We start from the raw sequence: 11,891 nt of genomic DNA on the forward strand, positions 1-11,891 counted from the left end.
CACCCCAGAGACCCCCTCCAAGAAAAAGACGGGGGGGGTCGGAAAAGGGGGGGGATTCCCCCCCTGTTCCCCCGCGGGTGGGGGGGCACCCCTGGGCCTTTTTTTTGCCCGCCCCCCGGCCGCCCGGCGCTCAGCGGGCGGGGCGGAGCCAGACGGTGGAGAGCGGGGGGAGGACCAGTTCGGCGGAGCGGGGCTGGCCGTCCCACTCCACCGGCTCGGCCTTGACCGGGTGGGAGTTGCCGACGCCGCTGCCGCCGTACTCCTCGGCGTCGGTGTTCAGTGCCTCCTCCCAGAGCTGCTCGCGGCCCGCCAGCCGGGGCAGGCCGACCCGGTGCCCGTGCCGGACGACCGGCGAGAAGTTGCAGACCGCGACCAGCGGCGTGCCGTCGGCCGCGTACCGGACGAAGGAGAGCAGGTTGTCCTCGGCGGCGCCGCCGTCGAGCCAGCGGAAGCCGTCCGGGACGGTGTCCAGCTCCCACAGCGCCGGGGTGTCGAGGTAGCACCGGTTGAGGTCGCCGACCAGCCGGCGCACCCCGAGGTGGTCCCGGTGGGCCGGCCACTGCTCGTCGAGTACCCACCACTGCGGGCCCTGCTCGTGGTCCCACTCCGCGCCCTGGGCGAACTCCTGCCCCATGAACAGCAGTTGCTTGCCCGGGTGGGACCACATGAAGCCGAGGTAGGCGCGGTGGTTGGCGCGCTGCTGCCACCAGTCACCGGGCATCTTGGAGACCAGCGCCTGCTTGCCGTGCACCACCTCGTCGTGGGAGATCGGCAGGACGTAGTTCTCCGAGTAGGCGTACACCATCGAGAAGGTGATCTCGTTGTGGTGGTACTTGCGGTGCACCGGCTCCTTGGAGATGTAGACCAGCGAGTCGTGCATCCAGCCCATGTTCCACTTCAGCCCGAAGCCGAGGCCGCCGGCGTCGGTGGGCCGGGTGACCCCGTCCCAGGCGGTGGACTCCTCGGCGATGGTGATCACGCCCGGGCAGCGGCGGTAGACGGTGGCGTTCATCTCCTGGAGGAAGGAGGCCGCGTCGAGGTTCTCCCGGCCGCCGTACTGGTTGGGCGTCCAGTCGCCGCCCTCGCGGGAGTAGTCGAGGTAGAGCATCGAGGCGACGGCGTCCACCCGCAGGCCGTCGATGTGGAACTCCTCGCACCAGTACACCGCGTTGGCGACCAGGAAGTTGCGCACCTCCTTGCGGCCGTAGTCGAACTCCAGCGTCCCCCAGTCCGGGTGCTCGGCGCGCAGCGGGTCGGCCGGCTCGTACAGCGGCTCGCCGTCGAAGCGGGCGAGCGCGAAGTCGTCCTTGGGGAAGTGCGCGGGCACCCAGTCGACGATCACGCCGATGCCGTGCCGGTGCAGGGTGTCCACCAGGTGGCGGAAGTCGTCGGGGCCGCCGAGCCGGGCGGTGGGGGCGTAGTAGCCGGACACCTGGTAGCCCCAGGAGCCGCCGAAGGGGTGCTCCATCACCGGCATGAACTCCACGTGGGTGAAGTTCAACTCCTTGAGGTAGCGCGGCAGTTCCTCGGCGATGGCGCGGTAGGTGGTGAGGTCCGGGCGCCAGGACGGCAGGTGCAGCTCGTACACCGACATCGGTGCCCGGTGGTGCGCGGAGCGGGCCCGGCGGGCCATCCACTCGCCGTCCTGCCACGTGTGGTCGGAGGAGGTGACCACCGAGGCGGTGCCGGGCGGGCACTGGGCGGCCCGGGCGAGCGGGTCGGCCTTGTCCAGCACCCAGCCCTGCCGGGTGTGCACCTCGTACTTGTAGGTGGCGCCCTCGGCCAGGCCGGGGACGAACAGCTCCCAGATCCCGGACGAGCCGAGCGAGCGCATCGGGTGCCCGGTGCCGTTCCAGTGGTTGAAGTCGCCGATCAGCCGCACCCCGGCGGCGTTCGGCGCCCAGACCGCGAAGGCGGTGCCGGCCACCCCGTCGACGGTGCGCACGTGCGAGCCGAGCGCCCGCCACAGCTGTTCGTGCCGGCCCTCGGAGATCAGGTGCAGGTCGAGTTCGCCGAGGGTGGGCGGGGTGCGGTAGCCGTCGTGCTGGCGCAGCGGCTCGCCGTCGGGGTACGTCACCAGCAGGGTGTAGTCCGGCGGATCGCCGCCGGCCACCAGGCCGGTGAACAGTCCGCCCTGCTGGTGGGTGAGTTCGGCCGGGCCCTGGGGGGTCTCCACGACCACCCGTTCGGCGAACGGGCGCAGCACCCGGATCGCCGTGCCGCCGAGCACCGGGTGTGCGCCGAGCAGGGCGTGCGGGTCGTGGTGCTGCCCGCCGACCAGCCGGTCCACCTCGGACGGCGGCAACGGTGCCTCGGGCAGCCGCAGCGCCCCGGAGGGGGCCGGGCGTCCGGCCTCCCGGGGTTCTCCGGCGCCGGACCGGGGGGCGGGCCGGGGGGTGGGCGGAGGCTCGGAGGCGGTCCCGGCGTCCTCCTCCTCGGTCGCCCGGCGCGCTTCGCGGTCGTGGCCGGCGCGCCCTTCGGCCGCCCGCCCTTCGGCTGGGAGCGGTCCGGCCAGGAAGGTGGCCGGTACGGTGCGGGTGGGGCGGCCGGTCGGGTCGATCGGCGTCACGGCGGGGTCCTCCTGCGACGGGGGTGGGCGAACTCCTGCGGGCGGTACAGGAAGCGGGGGGTCAGACGGACAGGGCCAGCCGGTTGATCGCGGCCAGCGGGATCGGCAGCCAGCTCGGCCGGTGCCGGGCCTCGTACACCACCTCGTACACCGCCTTGTCGATCTCCAGCGCGCGCATCAGCTCCGGCGAGGCGGCCGGGTCGGCGCCGCCGCCGGCGGTGTAGCCGGCGCAGTAGGCGGTGCGGTTGCGCTGGGCCCAGGCGGCGGCCAGGTGGGCCAGCTCCGGGTCGACCGGGCCGCCGGCCAGCAGGTGGGCGGCCGCGTAGTCGAAGGAGCGCAGCATCGCGGCGACGTCGCGCAGGGCCGGCTGCGGTTCGCGGCGCTCGTTGACGGACTTGGCCGGCTCGCCCTCGAAGTCCAGCAGCACCCAGCCGTGCGGGGTGCGCATCGCCTGTCCGAGGTGCAGGTCGCCGTGGATGCGCTGGACCGGCAGACCGTCCGGGTGGGCGTCGGCGAGCTGCTGGAAGGCGGCGCGCAGCGCGGCCCGGAAGCGCAGCAGCCCGGGGACGGCGGCCACGGCGCTGTCCAGCCGGTCGGCCATCGCGCCGGCCAGGCGTCCGGTCTGGGTGCGGTCGAGCCGGGCGACCGGCATCGAGCGGGCCAGCACCCGGTGCACCTCGGCGGTGGCCCGGCCGAGCCGGTGCGCCTCGATGGCGAAGTTGCCCGGGGACCGGTCGCCCTTGAGCCGGCCGACCTGGTCGAGGGCCAGTTCCCAGCCGTCCTCGGCGTCCGGCAGGTAGCGCTGCAGCAGTCCGAGGGTGGCGGGCTCGGCGCGTTCCATCCGGCTCTCGAACCAGGCGGCGACCCGGGGGATGCGGGTGGACCCGGCCCGCGAGAGCGCGAGCGAGAGTTCGAGGTCGGGGTTGGTGCCGGGGTGGATGCGGCGGAACAGCTTGAGGATGTACGAGGTGCCGTAGATGACCGAGCTGTTGGACTGCTCGGCGGTGGAGGCGCGGCCGGGGAGGTTGGCGGGCAGCCCCGAGCCGGGGGTGCGGCGGAAGGACAGCGCGCCGAAGCGGTCGCCGGTGGCCAGGTGTTCCAGCAGCCGCCCGGTGAGTTCCGGGTCGTGCACCGCGTCGTAGAGGGTCGCGCCGTCGTACGGGCCCTGGCTGAGCCGGCCGAGCACGGCGCCGGGCCCGATGTCCCCGAGCCCGCCGGAGCGGATGCCGAGCAGCAGTTGGTAGATGTCGCCGTGCGGGGCGCCGGCCGTGGTGGCGTGCTCGACCCGTAGCAACAGGTGGAGCAGGGCCGGGTCGCCGACCTGCAGCGGGGTGCCGACCACCGGGGTGAGGCCGGTGATGGGCCGCCCCTTGCCGGCGTACCAGCGCTGGGTGGGCAGCCACGCCGCGATCAGCGGCAGGGCCGCCTGGACGAGTTCGCTGACGCCCAGGGCGGTTCTCCGGACCCCGGCGCCCCGGGTGCCCGCCGCGGCGGCGGAACCGGCGGGGGCGCCGTCCTGGAGGTGGGCTTGAGAACGGGAGGTTTCGGACATGGCTCCCTTTCCCCGGAAGCACGCGGACTGCCCGACGGGTCGTGGCCGGGTCCGTCAGTCTTCCGGATTGCGGCGGCGCGGCGGTCGCGGCACGCGAGCACGGCTCGGGTGTCACGCCTTCGTGTGGGTGGCCGTTGGGCTGTTCTCCGTACGCGGTGGTGCAGAGAACTCCGGGGGCGCGGGGGTTCAACTCGCGCCCCCGGAGGGTCTGATGGTGCTGTTCACGCTGGTGTGCGGCGTGCGGCGGATCGTTACTTCGATCGCCTGGTCCCGCTCAGGCGCGGGGGCTGCCGGAGCTGGAACCAGTAGAAGCCGTGCCCGGCCAGGGTGAGCAGGTAGGGCCACTCGCCGATCGACGGGAAGCGCACCCCGCCGATCAGCTCGACCGGATACCGCCCGCCGTACTGCCGCAGGTCCAGCTCGGTCGGCTGCGCGAACCGCGAGAAGTTGTTCACGCACATGACCAGGTCCCCCTCGTGCTCGCGCACGAAGGCCAGTACGGCGGGGTTGCTGGAGGGCAGTTCGGCGTAGCCGCCGAGGCCGAACGCCGGATTGAGCTTGCGGATCTCGATCATGCGACGCGTCCAGTGCAGCAGCGAACTCGAACTGCTCTGCTGCGCCTCGACGTTGGTCACCTGGTAGCCGTACACCGGGTCCATGATGGGCGGCAGACTGAGCCTGCCCGGGTCGGCGGAGGAGAAACCCGCGTTGCGGTCCGGGGTCCACTGCATCGGGGTGCGCACGCCGTCCCGGTCGCCGAGCCAGATGTTGTCGCCCATGCCGATCTCGTCCCCGTAGTAGAGCACCGGGGAGCCGGGCAGGGAGAGCAGCAGGGCGGTGAACAGCTCGATCTGGTTGCGGTCGTTCTCCAGCAGCGGGGCGAGCCGGCGGCGGATGCCCACGTTGGCGCGCATCCGCGGGTCCTTGGCGTACTCCGCGTACATGTAGTCGCGCTCCTCGTCGGTGACCATCTCCAGGGTCAGCTCGTCGTGGTTGCGCAGGAAGATCCCCCACTGGCAGCCGCCGGGGATCTGCGGGGTCTTGGCGAGGATCTCCGACACCGGGTAGCGGGACTCCCGGCGCACCGCCATGAAGATCCGCGGCATCACCGGGAAGTGGAACGCCATGTGGCACTCGTCGCCGCCGGAGGCGAAGTCGCCGAAGTAGTCGACGACGTCCTCCGGCCACTGGTTCGCCTCGGCGAGCAGCACGGTGTCCGGGTAGTTGGCGTCGATCTCCTTGCGGACCCGTTGGAGGAACTCGTGGGTCTCCGGCAGGTTCTCGCAGTTGGTGCCCTCGCGGGCGAACAGGTACGGCACCGCGTCCAGCCGGAAGCCGTCGATGCCGAGGTCGAGCCAGAACCGCAGCCCGGCGATCATCTCGTCCTGGACCCGGGGGTTGTCGTAGTTGAGATCCGGCTGGTGCGAGAAGAAGCGGTGCCAGAAGTACTGCTTGCGGACGGGGTCGTAGGTCCAGTTGGACGTCTCGGTGTCGACGAAGATGATCCGGGCGTCCGGGTACTGCTTGTCGTCGTCGGCCCACATGTAGAAGTCGCCGTACGGCCCGTCCGGGTCCGTCCGGGAGGCCTGGAACCACGGGTGCTGGTCGCTGGTGTGGTTCATGACGAAGTCGATGACGATGCGCATGCCGCGGGCGTGGGCGGCGTCGACGAACTCCATGAAGTCGGCGAGGTCGCCGAACTCCGGCAGCACCGAGGTGTAGTCGGACACGTCGTACCCGCCGTCGCGCAGGGGCGAGGCGAAGAACGGGGGGAGCCAGAGGCAGTCGATCCCGAGCCACTGGAGGTAGTCGAGCTTGGCCGTGAGCCCCTTGAGGTCCCCGACCCCGTCGCCGTTGCTGTCCTGGAAGGACCGCACCAGCACCTCGTAGAAGACCGCACGCTTGAACCAGTCGGGGTCGAGCGTCTTCTTCGAGGTCTCGGGGAAGGTGTCGGGGACGGGCTCGTTCACTGTCACGCTGGGTTCCTCCGAACCGTGAGGAGGTGAGCCGGCTCGGCTGAGGGATCGAGCCGGACGTAGTTGTGCCGGCCCCAGGTGAAGACGGCGCCGGTGAGCTCGTCGTGCACCGCGTACGGGCCGTCGCCGTCCAGCGTGACGGTGGCCTCCTGGACGTGGTGCGGGTCGAGGTTCACCACGGTGATGACCTGGTCGGTGAGCCCCTCGGGGGTGGTCGCGGTCTTGGAGTAGGCGAGCACCTGGTCGTTGTCGGTGGGGTGGAAGCGCAGGTCGCGCAGCTGCTGGAGGGCGGGGTGGCGGCGGCGCAGCCGGTTCAGCACGGTCAGCAGCGGGGCCAGGGTGTCGGTGCGGCTCCAGTCGCGCGGGCGCAGTTCGTACTTCTCCGAGTGCAGGTACTCCTCGGAGCCCGGGTGGGCCGGCTCGTCCTCGTACAGCTCGTAGCCGGCGTAGACGCCGTAGCTGGGGGAGAGGGTGGCGGCGAGCACCGCGCGGACCGCGAAGGCGGCCCGGCCGCCGTGCTGGAGGTACGCGTGCAGGATGTCCGGGGTGTTGGCGAAGAAGTTGGGCCGCATGTAGGCGGCGGCGTCACCGGTGAGTTCGGTGAGGTACTCGGTGAGTTCCGGTTTGGTGGTGCGCCAGGTGAAGTACGTGTACGACTGGTGGAATCCGATCTTCGCCAGGGTGTGCATCATCGCCGGGCGGGTGAAGGCCTCCGCCAGGAACACGACGTCGGGGTCGGTCCGGGCGACGTCGGCGAGCACGTTCTCCCAGAACGCCACCGGTTTGGTGTGCGGGTTGTCGACCCGGAAGATCCGGATGCCGTGGGACATCCAGAACCGGAGGATCCGGATGGTTTCCTTGACGATTCCGTCCATGTCCTGGTCGAAGTTGACCGGAAAGATGTCCTGGTACTTCTTCGGCGGATTCTCGGCGTACGCGATGGTGCCGTCCGCGCGGTGGCTGAACCATTCCGGGTGCTTGTTCACCCAGGGGTGGTCGGGGGAGCACTGGAGGGCGAAGTCCAGCGCCACCTCCAGGTGCAGCGCCCGGGCCTCGGCGACGAAGTGGTCGAAGTCCTCGATGGTGCCGAGGTCCGGGTGGACCGCGTCGTGGCCGCCCTCGGGGGAGCCGATCGCCCAGGGCGAGCCGACGTCGTGCGGACCGGCCGTCAGGGTGTTCTCCGGCCCCTTGCGGAAGGCTCGGCCGATCGGGTGGACCGGCGGCAGGTAGACCACGTCGAAGCCCATCGCGGCGACGGCCGGCAGCCGCTCGGCGGCGGTGCGCAGGTTGCCCGGGCGCGGCGGCTCGACGCCGGCCGGGTCCACCACGGCGCCCTCCGAGCGGGGGAAGAACTCGTACCAGGAGCCGAACAGCGCGCGTTCGCGGTCCACCTGGAGCGGCAGCGGGCGGGAGGCGCTGAGCAGCTCGCGCAGCGGGTGGCGGACCAGCACGTCGAGCACCTCGGGGGCGAGCGCGGCGGCCAGCCGGGACAGCGGCGGCAGGGTCGGGTCGCGCAGCGCGTCGGCGGCGGCCAGCACGTCGGCGCGGCCCTCCTTCTTGGGCACCCCGGCCGCGGCCCGCTCCAGCAGCCGGGCGCCCTCCTCCAGGACCAGCGCGGTGTCGATCCCGGCGGGCAGCTTCACCGCGGCGGTCCTGCGCCAGGTGGCGACCGGGTCGCTCCACGCCTCCACCAGGTACGACCAGCGCCCGGGCGCGGTCGGGGTGACGTACGCGCCCCAGCGGTCGGTGCCCTCGGCCAGTTCGCGCATCGGCGTCCACGGGCCGCTGCGGCCGCGCGGGTCGCGCAGCACCACGTTGGCGTTGACGGCGTCGTGGCCCTCGCGGAAGACGGTCGCGGTGACCGGGAAGGTCTCGCCGACGACGGCCTTGGCCGGGCGGCGGCCGGCGTCGACGAGGGGACTGACGTCCAGGACGGGGATGCGGCCGATCACGGTGTCGCTCTCTGTCGTCTTGCGGGCGGAGGGCTTGGCGGAGGGCTTGGTGGAGGGCTTGGCGGCGGCCTTGCCGACGGTCCTCCCGGCGGGTTCGGCCGCGGTCCGGCGGGCGGTCGCCGGTTCGGCGGGCGCCTTGGCCGCGGCCGTCCGGCGGCGCGGCGCGGGATCGGCCCCGGTGCCGGCCTTCGGGGTGGTGGCCGACGCGGTGGCGGTGGTGCGGCGCGTGGTGGTGCGCCGGCGGGGCGCCGCGGTCCGGTCCTCCTCGCTCCCGGGGTGTCGGGTCGCGGAGGGCTGTGCCGCGGGGGGCTGGGCTTCGGAGGATCCGCCACCGACCGCCCCGGACGCCCTCGGCGCCGGCATCGCCGGATCTGTCCGAGTGTCAGAATCCATCCGTCCGGCGGATTCCGCGACCGCTGCGTCGAGGCCTTCGGCCACCGGTGTGGACTGGTCCCGCGTGTCGCCGTGCATGCCAAGCTCCTGCCCGAGATCGGCGGCAGCTCCCCGCGGGCCGGGGTCGGGCCGGGGGAGTACCGGAGGACTGCTGGGTGGGGAGGACGTGCCACCGGAGCCTGCCCGCGCCGCTGTTCCCGGCAACCTGCCCGGCGCCCGCCGAGCCGGTGGTGGGACGCCCCGGAGCCCGTGTACGTCCCGGCGCACGCCTGCGCGGGCCACGCCCCGGCCGACCCGGTCCACCCGTGAACGAGCGGGCCGGGCGTCAGGACACGCGTCCGTGCGCGGTGAGCGCCGAATGGGCTAAGAAGGACGGGAACGGCCAACGCGAAAAGGATTCGGACGTGCTGCTTCGCGGGGGACGCCACCCGTCGTCGCTCTCCCCACAGCACCAACGACCTTCGGTCATCCTCGCACCGGCGACAAGGTTTTTGCAGCGGTACGACAGTAGTTTCGGGCCTTCTCCCGGGTGGACGGGCCCCCGGAAATGGAGTCGTACCGAAGAGTTCACGTATTGGTAGCGCGGGCCCCCGAAATGTGCGCCTCGCGCGCCCCTCGTGCAGACCAATGCGCCGAATGCGATCTCATCAATAGCCCGAACGGATGCCCAATAGCCCACTTGACGCACTGTCGGGCCGACCGCCGAGGCTACGCTTCACGCCGTGAAGGCAATCCGCAGATTCACCGTCCGCACCGTCCTGCCCGAACAACTCCAGCCGTTGCACGAGCTGGCCCTCAACCTGCGCTGGTCCTGGCACCCCGAGACCAGGGACCTCTTCCGGTCCGTGGACCCGGAGGTCTGGGCCGCGACCGGCGAGGACCCGGTACGGCTGCTCGGGGACGTCCCGGCCGCCCGACTGGCCGCACTCGCCACGGACCGGCGCTTCCTGCGCAGACTCGGCGACCTCGCCGACGACCTGCGCGAGTACCTCACCGGCCCCCGCTGGTACCAGAACCAACAGCAGTCCGACGCCGCCCCGCTGCCCGCCGCGATCGCCTACTTCTCGCCCGAGTACGGCATCGCCGCCGCGCTGCCCCAGTACTCCGGCGGACTCGGCATCCTGGCCGGCGACCACCTCAAGGCCGCCAGCGACCTCGGCGTGCCGGTCGTCGGCGTCGGCCTGTTCTACCGGCACGGCTACTTCCGGCAGTCCCTGAGCCGGGACGGCTGGCAGCAGGAGCGCTATCCGCTGCTCGATCCGGACGAACTCGCGGTCAGCCTGCTGCGGGAGGCCGACGGCACCCCCGGCCGGGTCGACCTCGCCCTGCCCGGCGGCCGCACCCTGGCCGCCCACATCTGGAAGGCCCAGGTCGGGCGGGTCCCGCTGCTGCTGCTCGACTCCGACATCGAGGCCAACTCGCCGGCCGAGCGGGACGTCACCGACCGGCTGTACGGCGGCGGCAGCGAGCACCGGCTGCTCCAGGAGATGCTGCTCGGCATCGGCGGCGTCCGGGCCGTGCGCACCTACTGCCGGCTCACCGGGCACCCCGCCCCCGACGTCTTCCACACCAACGAGGGCCACGCCGGCTTCCTCGGCGTCGAACGCATCCGCGAACTGATCGCCGACGGCCGGGCCGGCCTCGACTTCGCCGCCGCCCTGGAGGCCGTCCGGGCCGGCACCCTCTTCACCACCCACACGCCCGTCCCGGCCGGCATCGACCGCTTCGACCGCGAGCTGGTCGCCCGCCACTTCGGCGGCGACGCCACGCTGCCGGGCGTACCGGTCGACCAGGTGCTCGCGCTCGGCGCCGAGAGCTGGCCCGACGGGGACCCGAAGCTCTTCAACATGGCCGCCATGGGCCTGCGGCTCGCCCAGCGCGCCAACGGGGTCTCCACCCTGCACGGCGAGGTCAGCCGCTCGATGTTCAACGGCCTGTGGCCCGGCTTCGACCCCGCGGAGGTGCCGATCACCTCGGTCACCAACGGCGTGCACGCCGCCACCTGGATCGACCCGGCGGTGGTCCGGCTCGGCGCCGCCGAACTCGGCGCCGAGCGCGCCGAGGAGGCGATGACCACCGGCGAGACCCGGCGCTGGAGCGGACTGGAACGCATCGGCAACACCGAGGTCTGGGAGCTGCGGCGCACCCTGCGGGCCCAGCTGGTGGAGGAGGCCCGCCGCCGGCTGCACGACTCCTGGCGCCGGCGCGGGGCCGGCGCGGCCGAGCTCGGCTGGGTCTCCTCGGTGCTCGACCCCGACGTGCTCACCATCGGCTTCGCCCGCCGGGTGCCCTCGTACAAGCGGCTCACCCTCATGCTGCGCGACCCGGAGCGGCTGCGCGGACTGCTGCTGCACCCCACCCGGCCGGTGCAGATCGTCGTCGCCGGCAAGGCCCACCCGGCCGACGACGGCGGCAAGCGGCTGATCCAGCAGATGGTCGCCTTCGCCGACGACCCGGCGGTGCGGCACCGGATCGTCTTCCTGCCGGACTACGACATGGCGATGGCCCAGCGCCTCTACCCGGGCTGCGACGTCTGGCTGAACAACCCGCTGCGCCCGCTGGAGGCCTGCGGCACCTCCGGGATGAAGGCCGCGCTCAACGGCTGCCTCAACCTGTCCGTCCTGGACGGCTGGTGGGACGAGTGGTTCGACGGCCGCAACGGCTGGGCGATCCCCACCGCCGACGAGAGCGGCGGGGCGCTCGACCCGGACAGCGGCGAGGCCGAGCGGCGCGACGACATCGAGGCGGCCGCGCTCTACGACCTGATCGAGAACCAGGTCGCCGCCCGGTTCTACGACCGGGACGCCGACGGGCTGCCGCAGCAGTGGATCGCCATGGTCCGGCACACCCTGGTCACCCTCGGGCCCAAGGTGCTGGCCGGGCGGATGGTCCGGGAGTACGTCGAACGGCTGTACGCCCCGGCGGCGCAGGCCCAGCGGGAGCTGGCGGGGCAGCACGCGACCGAGCGGTTCACGGGCGCGCGCGAGCTGGCGGTCTGGAAGGCGAAGGTCCGGGAGGCGTGGCCGGCCGTCCGGGTCGAGCACGTCGAGGCGGACTGCCCGGCCGAGGCGCAGGAGCTGGGCAGCTCGCTGGCGCTGCGGGTGCAGGTCGCGCTCGGGACGCTGGAACCGGGCGACGTCGAGGTGCAGGCGGTCTCCGGCCGGGTGGACGAACGGGACCGGATCTCGGACGCCTGCCTGCTCGCCCTCAAGCCGGTCGGCGGTCCGGACCTGGACGGCCGCACCCGGTACGAGGGCTCGTTGGAGCTGTGCCGGACCGGCCCGTTCGGCTACACCGTCCGGGTGCTGCCCGCGCACCCCCGGCTGGCCTCGCCGGCCGAGCTGGGGCTGGTCGCCCTGCCGGCCGAGTCGGCCGGGATGGACGCCGGACTGCTGCGCTGACCCCGCGGGCGGCTGCCGTGCGTCCCGGCGGGGACGGCGGCGGCCCGC

5 protein-coding genes are annotated in these 11,891 nt (G+C 72.9%); 1 reads left to right on the forward strand and 4 read right to left on the reverse strand.

Going from position 1 to position 11,891, the window contains the following annotated elements:
• Positions 1-130 precede the first annotated feature (130 nt).
• From glgB to ACFVGO_RS05955, 4 genes are all read right to left on the reverse strand, one after another.
• Entirely contained in the window at positions 131-2,569 is a 2,439-nt protein-coding gene (glgB, locus tag ACFVGO_RS05940) for a 1,4-alpha-glucan branching protein GlgB (RefSeq protein ID WP_380630930.1), read from the reverse strand.
• A 61-nt stretch (positions 2,570-2,630) separates the two neighbouring features.
• A complete protein-coding gene (locus ACFVGO_RS05945) occupies positions 2,631-4,121 on the reverse strand; it encodes a maltokinase (RefSeq protein ID WP_359901409.1) in 1,491 nt (496 codons plus the stop codon).
• 251 nt (positions 4,122-4,372) lie between these two features.
• Positions 4,373-6,097 (reverse strand): maltose alpha-D-glucosyltransferase, encoded by a 1,725-nt coding sequence (gene treS / locus ACFVGO_RS05950; protein WP_380348689.1) that lies wholly within the window; start codon positions 6,095-6,097, stop codon positions 4,373-4,375.
• Complete coding sequence (locus tag ACFVGO_RS05955) at positions 6,094-8,049, reverse strand: alpha-1,4-glucan--maltose-1-phosphate maltosyltransferase (RefSeq protein WP_359901567.1); 1,956 nt, start codon at positions 8,047-8,049, stop codon at positions 6,094-6,096. Before ACFVGO_RS05955 ends, treS begins: the two co-directional genes overlap by 4 nt.
• A 1,115-nt stretch (positions 8,050-9,164) precedes the next feature.
• On the opposite strand from ACFVGO_RS05955, the gene glgP reads away from it, so the two are divergent.
• Entirely contained in the window at positions 9,165-11,843 is a 2,679-nt protein-coding gene (glgP, locus tag ACFVGO_RS05960; RefSeq protein WP_380630931.1) for an alpha-glucan family phosphorylase, read from the forward strand.
• Positions 11,844-11,891: the final 48 nt, after the last annotated feature.

Origin of the sequence: Kitasatospora sp. NPDC057738, from assembly GCF_042798815.1 — a bacterium.
Taxonomy (GTDB): Bacteria; Actinomycetota; Actinomycetes; order Streptomycetales; family Streptomycetaceae; genus Kitasatospora; species Kitasatospora lactacystinica.